General features: G+C 41.6%; 11 protein-coding genes. 1 reads left to right on the forward strand and 10 read right to left on the reverse strand.

Annotated features, from left to right (window positions below; all coding sequences use genetic code 11):
• Positions 1-116 precede the first annotated feature (116 nt).
• Positions 117-266 (reverse strand): Fic family protein, encoded by a 150-nt coding sequence (locus NBH14_RS28755; protein ID WP_350464037.1) that lies wholly within the window; start codon positions 264-266, stop codon positions 117-119.
• A 285-nt stretch (positions 267-551) separates the two neighbouring features.
• Complete coding sequence (locus tag NBH14_RS00655; protein ID WP_186957929.1) at positions 552-1,331, reverse strand: potassium channel family protein; 780 nt, start codon at positions 1,329-1,331, stop codon at positions 552-554.
• Positions 1,332-1,531: 200 nt separating this feature from the next.
• On the opposite strand from NBH14_RS00655, the gene gadC reads away from it, so the two are divergent.
• Positions 1,532-3,091 (forward strand): glutamine/gamma-aminobutyrate antiporter GadC, encoded by a 1,560-nt coding sequence (gene gadC, locus NBH14_RS00660; protein ID WP_128134712.1) that lies wholly within the window; start codon positions 1,532-1,534, stop codon positions 3,089-3,091.
• 94 nt (positions 3,092-3,185) lie between these two features.
• On the opposite strand, the gene NBH14_RS00665 is transcribed toward gadC, so the two are convergent.
• The 8 genes from NBH14_RS00665 to NBH14_RS00705 form a co-directional block, all read right to left on the reverse strand.
• Positions 3,186-6,794, reverse strand: a complete 3,609-nt coding sequence (locus tag NBH14_RS00665) for a glycosyl hydrolase (RefSeq protein ID WP_186957930.1) — start codon at positions 6,792-6,794, stop codon at positions 3,186-3,188.
• A 138-nt stretch (positions 6,795-6,932) separates the two neighbouring features.
• Positions 6,933-7,520: a hypothetical protein gene (locus NBH14_RS00670; protein ID WP_186957931.1), complete on the reverse strand. Its 588-nt coding sequence runs from the start codon at positions 7,518-7,520 to the stop codon at positions 6,933-6,935.
• A 4-nt stretch (positions 7,521-7,524) separates the two neighbouring features.
• Positions 7,525-10,068: a GH116 family glycosyl-hydrolase gene (locus NBH14_RS00675; protein WP_186957932.1), complete on the reverse strand. Its 2,544-nt coding sequence runs from the start codon at positions 10,066-10,068 to the stop codon at positions 7,525-7,527.
• Between the two features lie 65 nt (positions 10,069-10,133).
• On the reverse strand, positions 10,134-11,765 hold the full coding sequence (locus tag NBH14_RS00680) for a RagB/SusD family nutrient uptake outer membrane protein (RefSeq protein WP_250817036.1): 1,632 nt from the start codon (positions 11,763-11,765) through the stop codon (positions 10,134-10,136).
• 5 nt (positions 11,766-11,770) lie between these two features.
• Entirely contained in the window at positions 11,771-14,974 is a 3,204-nt protein-coding gene (locus NBH14_RS00685; RefSeq protein ID WP_250817038.1) for a SusC/RagA family TonB-linked outer membrane protein, read from the reverse strand.
• A 258-nt stretch (positions 14,975-15,232) separates the two neighbouring features.
• On the reverse strand, positions 15,233-16,210 hold the full coding sequence (locus NBH14_RS00690) for a FecR family protein (protein WP_186957935.1): 978 nt from the start codon (positions 16,208-16,210) through the stop codon (positions 15,233-15,235).
• 76 nt (positions 16,211-16,286) lie between these two features.
• Positions 16,287-16,865: an RNA polymerase sigma-70 factor gene (locus NBH14_RS00695; protein WP_186957936.1), complete on the reverse strand. Its 579-nt coding sequence runs from the start codon at positions 16,863-16,865 to the stop codon at positions 16,287-16,289.
• 1,089 nt (positions 16,866-17,954) lie between these two features.
• Positions 17,955-19,715, reverse strand: a complete 1,761-nt coding sequence (locus NBH14_RS00705; protein WP_186957937.1) for a RagB/SusD family nutrient uptake outer membrane protein — start codon at positions 19,713-19,715, stop codon at positions 17,955-17,957.

Raw genomic sequence — 19,715 nt, forward strand, 5'->3', positions numbered from 1 at the left:
GCTGTGCCATCCTTCCATACGGAATCAGGGCATAGCCTTTATTTATTAGAAAGTAATGGTTTCTTTTATCTAAAGCTTTTAATAGCTTTCCCTTTCTCAGTGAGATAATATCCCTGCTAGGGATGATTTGGCTTTGGATGTTTAGGTGCAATTAGTTCGGCTTGTAATGCTGAATTCAGATAATGTTTGCGGAAATAAGCTCTATGACTAAGTGAAAGTTTTAGTAACCAGCAGTGTTTTTTTGACCAATAATGAATAAATGTGATTAAACTTGGTCACTAACTTGGTCACTAACTTGGTCACTAACTTGGTCACTAACTTGGTCACTAACTTGGTTGGTATACCAAAGTATACCTTATACGAAGTTCCGTTTGTATTAAATTCCGGTTCTAGAAGTTTTACTCTTTTGCATTCGTTTATCATTAATCCGATGCAACGTCCCCAACTTCCCTGCATATAGAACATCAGCGATCAATAGATTTAGATGTTCAGAATGATATTTGGATTTTAGATCCTCTATGTTTATATCTATTGGAAAGTGCCTATGTTTCCTACGATGTTATTTTACCCCCTTCCGCTGGTTTCGATGCCGTCTGTTTGGCTGCTTCCGGTTGCGGTGCATCGTCTTCATTATATAATTCATTCTTCCGTTTATTCGCGTTCTGTACGAGACTGGTTACATAAACGGTGAAGATCGGGAACATCATCATTCCCAGTGCTGCCAGCAGAACCGATAGTATCCGTCCTGTCGGTGTGACGGCGTAAATATTTGAGCCGACTGTCGTAACGTCCATAAAGGCCCACCAAAGAGCATCATCATAGCCGGTTACCTGCGGATTTACCTTATGTTCGATCACGAAGAATATCAGGCTGGAGAAATAGACCGTTGCCAGCAACATGGTCAGGTAGGATACGAATAGTCCTGAAGCCTTGTTTGATGATAACCATCCTACCACGATTGCCAGTGCATATCCGCTGCGTGCCAACGGGATAAAACGCAGGAAATAGGTGATTTCCGGGGAGAATTCAATTCCGTAATAACTGATAATATTAAGATAAGGAATAGATACGATTAAGAAAATAAAGTGGGTTTGCAGATAATATAATTTACGTTTTGATAAGAAAAACTCCAAAACGAAATCGGCAATAAAGAACATGCAGATCCAGAACTGTATCTTCAGATAGGAACCCTGTGTCATGAAAGGGATGTTCTTAAATGTATCGACTGAGATGACTACAATAAGGAAAAGGGAGAGTAGCAAAATAATAACATGCAAGACTCCGTATATTCCTCTTTTCTCGTAAATAATGTCATTGAAAGCAGACTTCATTGCGTTTAATTATTAGGCATTTAGACAGAAATATTTTAGGTTATCTAACAAAGGATACCGTGATTTTGTTTTTAACACTATTCTGTTAATTAACCTAGTTTGACATCTTGTTGACAAACTAACACAATAACGATTTGTTTTACTGACATATTTAAAGCGAAACTAAACAATACAAAATTCACATTTAAACAGTAAAATTCATGGCAAATGTAGGAAAAGCAGTAAAACTTGGAGTTTTTACTCTTGCAATTATGAATGTTACGGCGGTAGTGTCTCTCCGCGGACTACCAGCCGAGGCTGTATACGGATTAAGTTCAGCCTTTTATTACTTATTCGCGGCAATCGTATTTTTGATCCCTACGTCGCTGGTGGCAGCCGAGTTGGCAGCTATGTTCCAGGATAAACAAGGTGGGGTTTTCCGATGGGTGGGGGAAGCCTACGGTAAGAAATGGGGGTTCCTCGCTATCTGGGTACAATGGATTGAAAGTACGATCTGGTATCCTACCGTGTTGACCTTCGGTGCTGTTTCCATCGCCTTTATCGGGATGAATGATGCGCATGATATGACACTGGCTTCAAACAAAATGTACACGCTGGCTGTGGTATTGATCATTTATTGGCTGGCTACTTTTATTTCGTTGAAGGGGTTAAGTTGGGTTGGTAAGGTTGCTAAAGTGGGTGGTATTGTCGGTACGATCCTTCCGGCTGCCCTGTTGATCATCCTCGGAATCGTTTACTTGTCTATGGGTGGTCATTCTAACATGGACTTCCATGGCGATTTCTTCCCTGACTTCTCAAAGTTCGATAACCTGGTGCTGGCCTCCAGTATCTTCCTGTTTTATGCAGGTATGGAGATGGGAGGTATCCACGTAAAGGATGTGGAAAATCCCTCTAAGAACTATCCGAAAGCCGTTTTTATCGGCGCGTTGATCACTGTTCTTATCTTCGTATTAGGTACTTTCTCTCTGGGTGTTATTATTCCTCAGAAAGATATCAACCTGACACAGAGTCTGCTGGTCGGTTTCGACAATTACTTTAAATTTATCCATGCTTCCTGGTTATCTCCGATCATTGCCGTAGCTTTGGCATTCGGTGTGCTGGCAGGTGTATTGACATGGGTCGCCGGTCCGTCAAAAGGTATCTTTACCGTGGGTAAAGCAGGTTATCTGCCTCCTTTCTTCCAGAAAACAAATAAAATCGGTGTTCAGAAAAACATTCTGTTGGTACAGGGATGTGCGGTTACTTTATTGAGCCTGCTGTTCGTGGTAATGCCTTCCGTACAGAGTTTCTACCAGATCCTGTCACAGTTGACTGTGATCCTTTATCTGGTTATGTATCTGCTGATGTTTTCCGGTGCTATCGCATTGCGTTACCGAATGAAGAAGGCAAACCGTCCGTTCCGTATCGGTAAACATGGCAACGGATTGATGTGGTTTATCGGTGGTCTTGGTTTCTGTGGTTCGTTATTGGCTTTCATTTTGAGCTTTATTCCACCTAGTCAGATTTCTGTCGGTAGTAATACTGTCTGGTTTGCCGTATTGATTATCGGTGCTATTGTTGTTGTGGCTGCTCCGTTCATCATCTTTGCTTCCAAAAAAGCATCATGGGTTGATCCGAATGCACATTTTGAGCCTTTCCATTGGGAAGAAGCTAAAGTACAGGCTCCTGTAGCCGGTGCAACAGCTACTACTCAGACTGCCAATACAAATAGCACAACTACAACAACGAATACAACTAAATCGAATAATACACAAGCATAATATATACTTATGTAATTTCTATTCTACGTACTAAAAAGAGGAGGGGCGGAACCGTGATGGTCTCGCCCCTTTATTATACAGTGGGGGTCTCGGATTAACGGACTATTTCAATTGATGCAGTACCCAACAGACCGGCTTTCGTACTGCCCCGGTACATGGTCGGGACAGACAGGTAATAGTTGGCTGCGGTATTGTAAAGCAATATCTCGATCTGGTTATCTCCTTCCCTTATATATTCCGTGATGTCGAAACGCCAGGGCGGGGTGAGCTTCAATCCGACTTTCTGCTTGTTTATCCAGACTTCGGCTGTGGAGACCACTTGTCCCAGGTTCAGATATATTTTATCTCCGTTATTCTTTTCCAGATGAATGTTTTTCCGGTACCAGGCACCGCCGGAATAAGTAGAAAGACCCTCTATCTGTGTCCAGTCTCCTGCGGAAATCAGACCGTCCCCGCAGGTTTGTTTGATCGGGCCGTCGATAGCGGCGCCTCCGGCATTTCCCCAGGGTTCTTTTATGGATATGGCTACGGTTGATATCCGTTTGGACGGATTGGTCACTACGGCTTCATACCGGGTCAGGCCGTCCGGACGTTTCTCTTTTACGGTTAGATTGCATAAGGCACCGTTTACCCAGACTTTGGTTTCACCGAAGGCTGAAAACTCGAGTTTCTTCAGTCCGGGAGCAGAGGTAAAGCGGTATTGGCCGTAAGTAGGCTCTTCGGTTTTGTTTATATCGAATGGCAAAAGGGATAAGTCTCCCCGGAAATTCGTAGCAAGAGGTTTTTCTGCGGTAACTTCTTTCAGTATACGGGGGGTATCTCCGGCTTTACGCACCACACAGTAAGTTACCCCGAATGTATCGTAATGGAGAACGATTTCATTGGTTCCCCGGTTAAGAGTGACGGTAGAAGTGGAGGGGCTGACTGCTTTACCATTGATGTAGATATCGGCCGGTTTTAGTACTCCGAATATCAGTTGGTAATTACCCGTTTCGGGAGCTAAAACGTTTGAATAGAAGTAATAGTTCTTGTTTCCGTTAGGATCTTCTACGCGGACTGTTTCCCTGAATTCTTTTTCGAGTTTACCCATGCGGATGAAATCATCGTGAACAGTGGCTTTCAGTCCATGCCATCCCTGATGACCGTAATCGTTCTCAACACCCCATCGCCATGAAAATTCATAAGGCTTCCAGGCATATTCCTTATTATCGATTTGAACCCTGTTGTTTTGATAGGGAAGATGGGAGAGAAGTTTTATCTCTGATAATTCAGGAGTGGCTTCCAGTATCATAAACTTGGTTCCGTAGGTGAAAGTCTGGCTTTTCCATCCTGAATCGTCGAAGGAGGGAGATTGCCAGTCCGCTGTTTCGGAAAAGGCCTGGTTGTATCTGGCTTTATAGATATAAGCGCCCAGCAGTTCATCGGTCGCAGGCCAGTGGAAGTCTCCGAATTTATTATTTAAAGAGGGTTTGAGGTCGAATGACCATTCACCGTCGAGTAATATGGTTTTGGAGACGTTCGTTTGAGGTACTTCTGCAATTATAGCTTTTTTGGCCGGATCGAAGACGAATAGATGGAGGTCTTGTTTTTCCATTGGTATTTGGATAATGGTTCCTTCGTCTGTTGTTTTTGAGGCGGTAATTTCTTTTGTTTTACCTGTCCAGGGATCCCATAATTCGATTCCTCCGGTGGCTCGGAAAAAGCAATCGGTACCGGAAGGAACATTGTATACGGCATACAGGTCCTTATTTCCGAGTTTACGGTGCATAATGTATGGCATATCTTTTTGCGGTTGTTGTGACAGGATGCGGAAGTCGCGGGTAAGGTTTGTGTCGAGAATGTCGAGCACTTCTTGGTTTTCCTTGGCTACAAACGCGTTCTTGCTGTCGGACCTGAACAGTTTGTTTAGTAACGAACGTACTTCGGGATCGTTCAATCCTTTCTTTTCCGTTGCTTCTGGCAACTCTCCCAGGTTGATGACTATCCCGCCATTCTGTTTGAACTGCAAGGCTTTTTTCAATGAAGAATGACGGATTGCTTTCATGGACGGGATGATCAATACTTTGAATTCTTCGCCAGAGATATGGATTTTGCTGTTTTTTATAGTGGCTTTTGCAAGCGATTCATAATCCATAAAGTCGAAATCGACACCTTCCCGGTATAGATACTCTCCCAAGCTGAATGCTTTTTGCACAGCCGTCTGGTCGTAACCGGCTACAACTGATTCTACCGGATACAGGATAGCGACATCGGCCCGGTGGTATCCCTGGGAGAGAATGTAGCTGAGACGTTCGGTACATTCCAGGAACGGTCCCATTTCTTCCCAGTAAGGCATGTGGGTATGATTACATGGAGGCGCCCATTCCCACCAGCCGCCCATTGTACTGTAGTAGAAACCATGCAGGCTGAGCAGGTTTTGCCCCATCACGAAGTTGGCAAAGGTGGCATCGGTCAGATTGGCTGTATTGGTATCCCAGTTACTACTGTGGAAACCTTCCAGCCATACCCTTGGACGTTTATAAAGATGGGCGATGGAGGAGGCTACTTTGTTCTTTATAATGTCTTTTCCCAGGTTTGGCTGGTCGCAACCCGGTGCCTGGTTCCATCGCTGGGTACGGAAATAATCGCCGAATTCGCTGACATCTTTTCCCCGTCCGCCATGGTCGCAACCATAGATCAGGTTACGGTCTTCGTGCCATTGGTATACCGGAATAAAGAAGTTTTCTTCACTCAGTGAAACCATGACATCGTTGTAGTCCAGCCGTATTTTAGGTGTAATCGGACCGATATGGGTGAACAGGGCGGTAAGATAAGGAACGATATCGTATCCCTTGCGTTTCCGGAATTCGTCTCTGAAGATTGAATTCCATATATAACCATGCAGATTGAAGTTCAGCTCATCGGAGAAGAAGAAGTTCAGTCCTCCTTTGGATTGTTCCGGGAAACCGTCTTCAAACCGTTGGAAGAAGTGTTTGACATAGCTTTTTCCGGAAAGAGGGTGCATCGGGTCGAGCGAAGGTTTTTTAGCTACGCTGTATACCTGGGTGACGATCCAGTTTCCTTCCGTGGGTGATTGCCATTCAATTTTGTTGCCTGTAAGATTTCCGGACAGGTCTATGCCTGAGTTTTCGATGATTTTCCCATCTGTTCCCAATTGGTAGGCGTAGAGGGAGAGTAGCTGGTCGTGGCATGTTTTTGCATACTTATTCTGGATCGTATCGCTTTCGAATTTCAGTTCGGCTCCTGTCAGTCCGGGATTTTCATTGAGGGCGTCGTCTACATAGGAACCTTGTCCCACTCCTAAAGTATAATCGCTGAGGCTGACGGTCATATTCCGTTTCTTTGCTTCCTCCATGAACCATCCGAACAGGTCCCACCATTCTTCCGTGAACAGGGCCGGTTTGGAAGGGAAAGTCAGTCCATAGCTGACGCCTCCTTTGTCCGAATGGGCATAATTTACTTGTAGGCTGGTTACTTTTTTAGCTGCCATCTGGTCCAGATGATAGGTAAGATGTTCTTTGGTCAGTGTATCTCCCATCCACCAGTAAAAAGGTACTTCACCATACCCTTTGGGTGGCGTTGCAAAACCTTTCTTCAGGTCTGTCTTAGCGATGCGGTCCGGATGGCCGGGAGATAACTGTGTCGTCTGTGCAGCAATGGACAGCGATAAGGCACATAGAATAAGGGTAAAAAGTTTTTTCATGGGTGATTAGTTTAGAATATGTATTGAAGCAAAAATAACTATTAATCAGAAGAATAATGTTTCAATAATGATATTAATGTTATGTATTTTGGCTGAAAAAGCAGAGGGATGCCTTTGTTATGGCATCCCTCGATCTGTTTATAGTTGATTTGTTCCGGTATTTGCGATTCGTTCGTTGAGTATCGTTTGTTTGTCGCTGTCCCAGTACTTACAATCGAGTTCGAAGAAGGTGGAAGTATAGGGTTTTGTCAGTTTTGTCTTGATGATGACTACTTCAAACAGATTGCTGATGCTATCCAGCCGGGCAATCAGGTCATCATGCTTGATGCTTGTTATTTCAGTTGCCGGAAGGACATTTCCCATCTCTGTTTTCAGATCATTTATCCCCGGGCAAAAACCTTCTTCCAGGAAAGATAGTTCTTCGTCCTGATAGATATGGGCATACACATGCAAAGAGTTATCCACCATCTTTTTTACTGTGCCCAGAACTTCCGTATAAGGCTCGTTTGCATATAAAGTGGTGATACCTTCCCGGGTTTGTAACGGATAAGCCATATCTGTGATAACAATCCAGTTACGGTGGCCCAGCAGAGGGAGTTTGTCTTGCAGGACGGTTTGCCAGTCTGCTTTGTGTTGGGAGTGGTGAGTGGTTGCTTCTTTTTGGATACACCCTCCGCTCAGGAACAAACAGGCGAGTAAGCAGTAGATAATGTTTGATTTACCCATGACTTTATCGTTTTATGACTTGTTTGTCGCCTTCTTTCAGGTCAAAATGCTTTAACCGCATTTCTTTTTCGTTACCGACGGTAAGGGATTTCAATTGGAGAGAACCGCTTATTACTTCAATTGTGATATCCTTGTCGCTGACGTCGATAGTTCCCCATGAATAGCCATTACTCCAAAAATAATTTCCCGGGCGTGCCGTAATTTTCATACTTTTATCAATGCCTGAATACTGAAAGTCGCTAAGTGCAATGATAGCAGACCAGCTTGCCATGGATCGGGCATAATGATGACCGCATTCCGGCTCGCTGAATGGATTACGTTTTGCCCCATCATGGCGGTCGCGGATGGACCGGATACAGGTGAGTGCTTCTTTTTCCATTCCTTCGTAAATCATACCTACGGCTGCACAGTATTCAAACCCTGTCATTACCTCAGCAAAATAAGGAAATGGTACTTCCAGACGGCCTTTTGGCCAGGATGCCATAAGTAGCCCGGATTCATTGCCCATCACATATGAACGCATATTGTTGAAATGACGGCTGAAGTCTGATACGTAGTTGTATTTCATGATGCTGTTCATGGTTGTCTGAATATGATCTTTGTTTCCGAGATAACCCAGCCCGCATAAATGTGACATGTATTGGCCGACTAACTGGTCTACCAGACAACCGGGACCTAGCTGGAAAGATGGAATTTTGACATTCGGATTATTCATATCGAGGTATTCAAATGTCTCCGGATCGGTTATTTTGTGTTCATAATATTCGCCGTTGAACAAATTTTTGTCCATCCAGTTACTGCCTTGTTCGAATAACGTTTGGCACTTTTGGGCGAAGCCTTTATCTTTCATAGCTATAGCCATCTTTTCCGCTGCTTTCAGTGCTCCCATATACCAGAAACCCATTTGAGGATTAGGGCCAAAGTAATTCACGTCCATAGTGTTGTGTTGAGAACCCTCCATTACGCCATCCTGGTTGGCATCCCAACCCTTTTCAGTCCAGGCGTAAGAAAGTACTTTTTTGATCTGTTCCCAGTTATTTTTCAAGAAATCAGTGTCTCCGGAAAGTTGCCATTCGCGGTATATCTTCATGATGCAGCCCATTTGTCCGTCGGCTGCGGCACTGTTTCCTTTATTTGCTTCATTTAGTGGGAGAGAGGCCCTGAAGTTCATCAGGCCGTTCTCTTTGGTTGCGTAGTTGAACTCTACGTCACGCATTGTTTTTGCCAGTTCTCCGAATAGATAAGGAGTAGCTGTTTCATAGTTCCAGACATGCGTACAAGAACCAGCACAAGAACCGAAACGGTCCATTACGCCTTCCCAACCCATCATATGACCGCTGGGTAAACGGAATACGGTTTGCGACCGTAAGGTTGCCAGGTTGAATAATGCTGCTTCTTTTACAACGTCTGGATAAGAAGTATTGAGTAAGGCGTTTACGAAAGATAAGGTTTTTTTCTCCAGTCCGGGAATTTGCGGAATGATTGTTTCTGCCGCTTTCCAGGCATCTGTATATTGACGGCTGTAATAATTTCCGACAACTGTGGAGGACCAGGCTTTCCGGTTTGGAAAATTCCAGGTGATATAGAATGTGAATGTTTCCGTGCTTTGCGGTTTTACTGTTTTTTTTACGGAGAGTGAGGCCATCGGGTCTTCATCTTCCTGTTTGTTTCGCTCGGTTAGCATACCGTCGGCACTGAAATCATCCCAGAAGTTCAGGATACCGTTATTCCAGTTGTCGGCTTTCGATGAAGTACGGTAGCTTACTCCACTGGTTGCCTGTGTCGTGAGAGCGACTGTTCCCCAGGCAGGATCATTTTTATCCACTCCGTCTGAATAGAGATAGATTCCTTTTATTCCATTGTTTTCAACATATTTGTTTTTATTGTCTTTTACACCGGTTGGGATATAGTCTCCTTTCCAGTCGGTACGGAATTTGCTTCCGTCTTTTCCTATAAAATTACGCATGGAACCACAAATAGCAATTTCCATCGGTTGACTGGTTGTATTGGTCACTTCATAGGAAAGTACGGCAACAGGTAATCCGCTTGCTTCTGCATCCCCCGGAATAAGCGGGTTGAATCCTTTTATCGTGACTTTTACCGGCAGGTCTTTGTCTGATAAATGTACTTGTCCGAACGGATAAGTAGCATCAAATGAAGCTTGTGCAAAGCGAGGTAAGCCATGATGATTTACCGGACGACCTTCATAATGGAGATATTCCTGAGGGTATAAAGGACCAGCCAGTAGAGTGGTGGTGGCTTCCTGATTTTGCGGCTTCGCATAGATTGCGAAGAACGGGGCATTGTTTCCGGTTGTTACCGTACTGTATTTCTTGGCAGGTACATTCATGATCTCCCAATCCCGGAGTTCTCCGCGACCACCCAGCGATACCGTTCCGGTCCCGATGCCTCCTAATGGGAGCGCGATCTGGAAAAGATGATCCTGATCGTAATTTTTCAGTACCGGCCATTGTTGTGGCTTCCATTCCTGAGATGCAATGGCTCCGGAAACGAGTGTACAAATTGTTAGTAATATTAATTTGTTCATATTTTAAAATTAGTATAAAAAGCCGATCCGACTTTATCCGGATCGGCTTTTTCTTGTTAATATAATTACCAATTCGGATTTTGCCCTAAGTTAGGATTCTTATCTCTTGCTGACTGAGGAATCGGCCACAGGTAATGTTTACTTGCATCAAAAGTACGGTTTTGTCCCAGGAATTGTTCTACGGTATAGTCTCCAATAGGAGCCTTTTCATCCTTATTGATACCGTTTCCCGGCTCATTCAGTACTTTTTCGGCTGTTTTCCAACGCAAGATATCAAAATAACGCTTATGTTCGGTTACGAATTCGTGTCTTCTTTCTTCCCGGATCTTTTCCCGCATAGCTTCCTGATTACCGATTAACTTATCTACTCCCGGCAATTCAGCACGTTCGCGCACCTGATTGACTGCCCATGCAATCTGTGTATTATTCGGATCGTATTCGTTTAGAGCCTCAGCATAAATCAGAAGAACTTCCGCATATCTGTAAAGACTGAAATTTGTCCATGAAGCTCCGGGTTTTTCTAATTCCTGATCATTATATTTCAGATACATATAACCTGTGATACCGCCCCCTTCGTGGTTGATTCTTTCATCTTTGTTATAGGCCGGATGCGGCATATAAGGCTCATAAGAACCATTCGGACGTAAACATTCATAGCCTGGCAGGAAGAATGTTTTTTTCAAACGGGCATCTCTGTTATCCCACGGGTTATTCTTATCATACAAATCGGATTCATAAATAGTTTTACCATCTGTCGTTTCGTAAGAATCTACCAGTTGGCGAGTTGGACAGAAACTTGCCCAGCCTTGTCCGGTTATACCGGTTCCTGCCGGAGAAGCTAGAATTGGTAACATATGCGTTTTCTCGTCTTCCTTGTATTGAAAAGCCAATATAACTTCTTTGTTATTATTATTAGCTTCCGCCTTGAATATATAGGCGAAATCATCTTCTAAGCCATATAGATTCAGATCAATAACTTGTTTTGCTGCATTGGCTGCTTCTTTCCAAAGATCGGTTGCATCCTGTCCTTTATGGAATTTAGCGTAACTTGCCATATCCAGATACATGTCGGCTTTTAGTGTCAGAGCTGCTCCCTTCGTGATACGTCCAATATCATCACCGGAATAGGTTTCCGGTAAATAATCGATCGCTTTATTTACGTTTTCAAGTGCATAATCTAATACTTCCTGCTTTGGAGAACGGGGTAACGCTGCTTCTTCCAGGTCAATCGGTTTTTCTTTGATCAATGGGATATCACCGAAATGACGTGTCATTCGGTAATAACGTAATGCCAGGATAAAACGGGCCTCTCCTTCAAAACGTTTCTTTTTAGCCTCATCGATTTCCATGCCCTCCAGACGGTCTAAATAGTAAAGAATTCTACGGATATGGTCGTATTTCCATTCTTCGGAAAGATAACCGGTTGCTGCATTGTGTGAACCTTGGCAAATATATCCCAAACCACTTTCTCCCCAGGCATTTGTCATCAGCGAATTATCACTTTGACAGTCGCGCCAGAAATCACGTGAATCGGGTAGTAACGGGTATAAAGCATTTACACCTGTTTGTGCATCCGCTTCTGTTTGCCAGAAGGTATTTTCCGAAGCCTGGGAAAGAGGATCTCTATCTAAGAAATCAGAACAACTGCCGAATGTTAAGGCAGAAACTAATAAAAATGCAATACTATATTGTTTCATGATTTTTAAAATTGAAGATTAAAACCAAATGAGAATGTTCTTGACAACGGATACCAGCCTCCTTCCGGATCAAATCCGTCGTATCCGGTGATAGTAGCCAGGTTTTGTCCGGATAGATATAATCTCAAATATTTGATATTTACACGTTCCAATACACTTTTCGGAATAGTATAACCAATCTGTATATTCTGAATCTTCAGATAGTCGGCTGTACGCAACCAAAAACTATTGTATCTTGAATCATAATCATTGGATGTATTCGATAATGTCAGACGTGGATAAGAAGCGTTCGGATTACTTTCACTCCATGCGTCCAGATGCATCGGTCGTGCATTGTCTGTCAGATAAAATGCCCATCCTTCGTATCCCTGAAGATACTTTTTAGTATTCAGTTTACCATACATATTCATGGAGAAATCAAAATCTTTATATCCGAATGAAAGATTCAGACCAAAATTTACAGGTATTTTTCGGTTAAGTACGACACGGTCTTCACCATCGATTTTTTTGTCACCGTTTTGATCCTTATATTTAATATTGCCTGGTAACACATTTCCTTGATTCGGTGAATTGGCTATTTCTTCTTCACTCTGGAATAGACCGATTGCTTCGTAACCGAATGGTAATTGATACCGGTCATTCAAATAAGTCACAGAATTTCCTTCGATCCATCTTTCAGAATCACCCATCTCTAACACTTTGTTTTTTGAATAACTGAGATTGACATCTACTCCCCAACGGAAATCATTTTTACTATCCTGATAGCTGGCCATAATTTCCATACCTTCATTTCTCATTTTCAGTAAATTTGATAAAGGAGCGGATAATCCGAATTCACTGGGTACAGGAGGTGTATATAAAATATCTGTTCTCATATTCATAAAATAATCGGCAGATAATTTTATACGCTGTTCCAGCCATCCAAAGTCAATACCGAAGTTACTAACTTTCGCTTTTTCCCATGTTATATTAGGATTGATAGCTACATTATTATAAGCACCACCGACTAATTTGTCGTTGAATGTATAAATTTTAGGGTCGTAACTTAGAACTTGTGCTGTTGCATAGTAACCTACTTTTTCGGCATCTCCTAAAATACCCCATGATGCTCTGATCTTCAATTCTGATAACCAGTTGGCCGTTGATTCCATAAAAGATTCACGATGTAAATTCCAGCCGGCGGAGAAAGACGGGAAAGCTCCCCAACGATGTCCTTCGGCAAAACGGGAAGAACCATCACCACGTACGCTCGCTTCAAATAGATATTTACCTTGATAATCGTAGTTTAAACGACCGAACCAGGATTGGACAGCTACGTCCTGGGCATTACCTCCGTTTTGTTTATTTGTATTACCGGTGTCCAATACATCTATACCGGCAAAAGGCATATCTTCTCTGGATGCCCAGAAATTTTCTGTTTTGTAATATTCTTGTGAATAACCGGCCAATACTTTGAAATTGTGATTGTCGGATATTTTAAAAGAATAATCGGATGTAAACTGTAACTGTGTGCGGAAGTTATACGAGTTTGTTTCCTTCAATGAAGAAACTCTGTTTTCTGTTTTAGCTATATTCCCTTCTTTGTCATACAGATAATAAGTATTTACTCTGTTCTTTGTTGTTGTATTTTGAGAATATGTAGCAACACTTCCTTTTATATTCCAATCTTTTAAAGGAGAGTAAGTGACATCGAAAATAGCCATCATCTCTTTATGTCTTTCTTTGGAATATCCGGATTCATTAACACCTGCAATCGGGTTACCTCCCATTGCACCACCGGCAGCATATGAACCGTCAGGATTAAAAATAGGTGTAACAGGTGAGATACGTGCAGCCTGTGTCTGCCAAATGGTTGTTCCGCCATTCGGATTTTGGATATTTGTCTGTGTATACTGTAAGCTGGCGTGTGCTTCCAGATTTTTTAATATTTGGAAACGCATATCTGGTTTGAATACCAAACGATTGTAGTTATTGTTCGGTAAGTTACCTTCCTGATAGTCGTTAGATACGGAGAAACGATAGGAAATAGCTTTTTCTTTACCGGATACTGCTATATGTGTATTGTTGATAACGGTATTTTTTTTGTAGATTTCTTTATACCATTTATTATCTGCATATTTGCCGGCATGTAAATCTTGAATGCCTTGCTCTCCGTAAACCGCTTCTTTTCCATCATTGATCATGGCCTGGTCATACAAACGCATGAAATCTTCTGCTCCGACAAAGTCTAATTTGAATTGCGGGTTCTGTATACCTATGTTGCTGGAAAATTCAACGACAGGACGATCGGTTGCTTTAGCCGTCTTGGTGGTTACCAGAATAACACCGTTTGCAGCACGGGAGCCATAGATAGCGGCTGATGCTGCATCTTTTAATACAGATATGCTTTCGATATCATTTGGATTCAATGTATAAATATTACCCGGCATACCGTCGATTAGTACTAAAACACCGGAACTACCTCCAATGGTAGATGTTCCGCGGATATTGATACTGGCTCCTGAACCGGCTGCCCCACTACCTTTCGTTACGGCCATACCGGGAACAGAACTGGATAGCAACTCTTGTACGTTTGTTACCGGACGTGATTTAAGAACTTCTTCTGTTTTAACCGTACCGATAGAACCGGTCAGATTTACTTTCTTTTGCGTACCGAAACCTACAACAACGACTTCTTCCAGTGCTTGTGAGTCTTCTTTCAGGATAATTTTTATATTATTTTGATTTCCTGTTCTGATTTCCTGTGGGGTATAACCAATGTAGGAAATAACGATAACATCTTTATTTGATATATTTTCCAAACTGAAGTTTCCTTCTGTGTCTGTAATCGTTCCGTTTGTTGTTCCTTTAACAGATACATTGGCACCAATTATAGGTTCTCCATTATTGTCTTTAACCGTACCTGTAATCTTTCTGGCTGACTGCTGGGTTTCGTTGACAATATTCGGCTGATTTTTTTTAGATAACAAAATGTATTTGTTGGTAAATTCGTAACTGATATCCGTACCGTCGAAGGCATCTTTCAGGTATGAAATTACTTTTCCTGATTTTTCCTGAACATGTATTTTCCGTTCTGTATCTACTTCCCGATTACGAAATACCACCAGATAGTCTGTTTGTTTCTCTATTTGATTGATAAGTTGCCCGATAGATATCACATTTGTTTCCAGTTTCATAATGGCATTCTGTGCCTCTGTATTTGTTGCCATCAGTTGAAAAATACAGACGAATAACATAAATAGCGATATTCTCATGATTCTAAAATATTCTTTAAAGTGTTTATCATGTACAATAAAGAGTGGTAACAAAGTTTTTATTTTCATATCTTTGCTAATAATTAAGTGAATACTAAAAATTTTTGACTTGATGTGTTTACTTGATTGCCAACGGCGGATGTTACAGCATCTGCCGTTTTTGCTTCTAAAAATGTTTCTTCATAGGCATTCTGTTTTAATGATTATACATGTTTATCTGCTTAAAGTGAAGATATTACTTTCTTCATCTTTGCTGATTTTGAATTTGTGTATTCTTTGTATCATACGTAGAATTTCATCAATACCATCCCGCTGACGGAATTTTCCGGTATATTCCCAATTGTATATGGATTGATCTTTTACAATAATCTTTACATCATAATAAAGTTCCAGCTTCTTTAATATATCAATAAGTGGTTCATTAATAAAGCTGTATATACCGTCTTTCCATAGAAAGTAGTCGGCATGGGGTAAAGACCCTACTTTCATTTGGTTTCCTTTTATCGTTACTTGTTCTTCCGGTTTCAGGATAACTCCTTTAGATTCTGTATGTGGAAAATAGACTTTTAATCCTCCTTCCAGCAGGCTAGTCTGGATACTTTCTTTTCCCGGATAGCTATAAACATTGAATTTTGTTCCCAGAACTTTCATCTCTACTCCCTGAGAAGATACGATAAACGGTTTATCGGGGTTTTTAGCTACATCGAAAAAAGCCTCACCTTCTACAGTTACTCTCCGTTCTTTTCCTGTGAATAAAGCCGGATAAGTTAACTTGGTTTGAGAGTTCAGCCAGACTTCGGTTCCATCTTGTAAAGTCAATTGTACACGTTGACCAGCCGGTACATAAAGGATATTTTCGATGTTCGCTACAGGTTGTTGAGTATCGTAATGACTGGTGGTGAGCCAGTAGGTCGATAAAACCAGTAATGTGATGGCTGCTGCATAGCTGGAAGCATACAACATGATTTTACGCATCTTTTTTGTCCGGATAATTTTGTTGAACAGTATATATCCCTGTCTGTTCTCTTCTTTATTATCCGCCTGGTCGGAAAGATGTAATAGAGCATGCATATTTTTGTATTCGATGAATTGTTTTTTCAATTCACCATCCGCTTCCACCTGTCTTAAAAACCGCAGTCTTTCTGTTGTATTAAGTTCTCCCTGGAAATATTTTATTATTTGTTCATTCATAATTTTGTCCTTGTATATAGTAGACACCTATACAGGAGAAAATCGTTAAACAAAAAGATTATTTTTTTCGGATTTCTTATAAAGAGAAGAGAAACAGCAGTATCGGAAGGTAATCTTTGAGTTCAGTTCTTAGTTTTTTATAGGCGATACCTATTTGACTACCAACGGTATTAATAGAAATATTCAATTCCTGAGCTATCTCATTATGTTTTTTTCCTTCAATTTTGCTCATGATGAATATTGCCCTGCATTTTTCGGGAAGGGCATCTAATGCACGGCTAATGAGTTTTTCAATATCCTGATCGGAAAAAAGGTTGTTATCGAAGGTTTCCAATGAATCTAAATTCATTCGTAGGGAGATGGTGTATTCTTCCTGTAGTTTGTTGGCTGTTTCTTGTACGACTAATTTGTGACGAAGATGATTCAGGCATTTGTTTTTTATGGTAGTGAACAAATAGGCGATGAGATTCATATGCATATTGAGCATTTCTTTGTTTTCCCAAAGTTCAACGAAGACATCCTGCACAATATTTTCGGCATCTTCCTCTGAGATAACGTATTCTTTTGCAAAATACTTCATCTTTGAGAAATATGAGAGATAGACGTCTTCAAATCTGATTTTCTTTTCTTGCTCGGGGAATGCCTTTATTTTCATAGGTTAATAACTTTGTTCTAGAAGAACTATTGTATTTATCTAAATGCAAATATAAGTTATTTATGAGATAAGTACCTAATCATGTGGAACAAATCATCTTTCCTAAAATAAAAACCTGTTTAAATTTTATTCAATAGCATCCTGATAGATGCGATTTTAACCATTTCCTCTGCCGAATCGAATGTGAATTCATAGTTTCGGCAGAGGCTCCTATAATTGTCAGACCAAGAAAAGGTCCTTTCAACAATCCACCTTTTAACTATTGGTTTAAAGCCTTTTACTTTCTCGTTCCCATCAAGAACATAAAGAGAACGATTATTCCCCCCCAACGGACACTTTGACTATCCATGATACCCAGGCTTGCTTCTGCTTTTGTCCCATTTTCACATATTTCACGCAAATCATATTAGGGAAAGAAGAAACACTCTTTTTATTTTAAACTGGAAAATTTTGTATAAGCTTAATCGGTCTACCTTATATTCTTTTTAAGAAAATTTTAAAACATCTATCACACTATCACTTTTGTTTTATATACCTTGATAAACATGTTTTATGTGAGTGATAGTTGACCATTTTTATCTATCACTCATCTATCACGAACCTATCATTCTGTTATTCCCTTGTATACTACTAATTATCAACGTTGTAGTAAATAAATGTCATTGACACCCGGGTCTCACTCCCTTTTATACCCGGGTGTTACGACCATTCACACCCGGGTGTGAAAAGCCCTCAAACGGGCATCTTCGGAACTTTTTCTGCCTGTTTTGGCAAAAATAAGTCGCGTAATCAACAAAAAAAGCTGCATATCCTACAGAAAACAGATGAAAATGTGTCTGCTTTTTACATTTGCAGATAACCTATAACCGGATTTTTAATACACAGTCAACCTTAATCAGGACGAGACATATAATTTCCGGCGATAAAAGGAATGTTTTTGATGTGGTTTCCCTATTTTTTGTAGTGAATACAATTTGACAAAAAAAGAGGATATGCCAGTTTTTACACATCCTCTTTCTATATATGCGGGTATCAGATTAACGAATTGTTTCGATTGAAGCAGTTCCTAACAAACTTGTTTTAGGTTTATTAATACCCAGGGTTATTATTCCACTTCACTTCACTGTTTCGTTCGATTACAGTGTATGGTATGGGCCATAAATTATGATATTCTTCGATAGTCCGGGCAGTGTAGATATTGTATGCTTTAGCCCGGTCGTAGAGTTTACCGAGGCGGCAGAGTGTCACGGTACGTAGCTCCTCGTAGTACAGTTCGCGCAGGCGCTCATCGAGAATATAATCAATATCGACCATGCTTGCTTCCACGGGCGTAGCTTTTGCACGAATGCGTACAGCATTGATGTCGGTTGCTGCCTTGTCTTTTTGGTTCAGATTTAGATAGGCTTCAGCACGCAACAGATAAGTTTCAGGTAGACGGATAGCATAATCGTCTTTGTTCATACGCCACGACTGGTCGGTTCGCAACAAGATATGTGATCCGTAAACATCTGTTCCTTCCGGGCTATACAGAGTTTCTTCATATTGGAACATGCGGTACACTTTTGTGATGACCGGATAATACCATCTCAGGGCATTATTCTCAGTAGTCAGTTCTTCCTTTGTTGTAGGAGTGTAAAGGCCGCTTTGAATCATCCACTGACCTTTTTCCTGTAGATTTGGATTTTCCACGCGCAGATCACGCAAAATGTTCAAACCTTTTCCGCGGATATCCGTGTCATCGAAAATTTCCTCAAGGAAGTGATGCGTAGGGCGAGCCTGTCCGTTAGAACGGCCTCCACGGAATTCGTTCGCATTGTAAGAAGTACTTGACGTGCCATAGAAAGCTTTGGCATCCGTAGCTTCCGATCCATCCATATTGTGTCCGTTGATAGTGATGTTTTCCAATAAAGCATTGGCCCGGAGGGTTGTTTTCAACCCGTTACCAGGGTCGCTGGACACGTTGCTATATTGTAGTACCCATAATCCTTCGCGGTTACCATCACTGTAATTTTGGTTGTTCAGGCGGAACAAATCCCAGTATACGTCACCTGTACTGCCGTCTACAGAGGCAATGGTGTTGTCCTTTGCTGTGCCGAATCGTTCGGTCATCAAGCTTAATCCCTGGTGGTTGATAACTTTGGAAGCTTCGTCCACAGCTTGCTGGTATTCACCCAGGCAGATGTAGATTTCAGCCAATAAGTGTTGTGCAACCTGGGCGTTGGCCTGTCCGTCACGGGCTGTTTCGATATCAGGCAGGAGTGTTGCTGCTTCTTTTAAGTCATCACGTACAAATTCATAAACGGTCTTGCGACTGTCGCGCACGAAGTCGCGGCGTGGAGTTGAAATCTCATCCTTTACGATTGGTACGTCTCCCCAGCAATGAGCTAATATCCTGTAAGCGTAGGCACGTAGTAACAATGCTTCACCACGAATTACGTCCTTGTCCGTATCTGCTACCTCTGCTGCATTTGGAAGGCGGTTTAATATGAGATTGGCGTTACCGATGATTTGAAATAAAGCTTCCCATATAGTATTGTAGCATCCGTTGGTAGGTACAACAAAGCTTTTATAGTCGTTCCACTTACCATTGGGCCAGTTGTTGGCAATTTCAAACTGAAAATCAGTACCGAGGAAAAATACCTGTTCTACATCGGCATTATCGCTGGCACCATGTAGGTAACGTACCCGGTTATAACAATAGTTGAGTGATTGTTGAAACTGTTCCTTCGTAAGTAACGAAGTTTCCGCATCATAGATATAGGATTTTTCTTCCAGAAAAGCGGATTCATTACAAGCCAACATAGTAAGCAACAGTGTCGGCAGTATTAATAGATATTTTATTATTTTCAT

The organism is Parabacteroides caecihominis, assembly GCF_023656785.1.
GTDB classification, from domain to species: Bacteria; Bacteroidota; Bacteroidia; order Bacteroidales; family Tannerellaceae; genus Parabacteroides; species Parabacteroides segnis.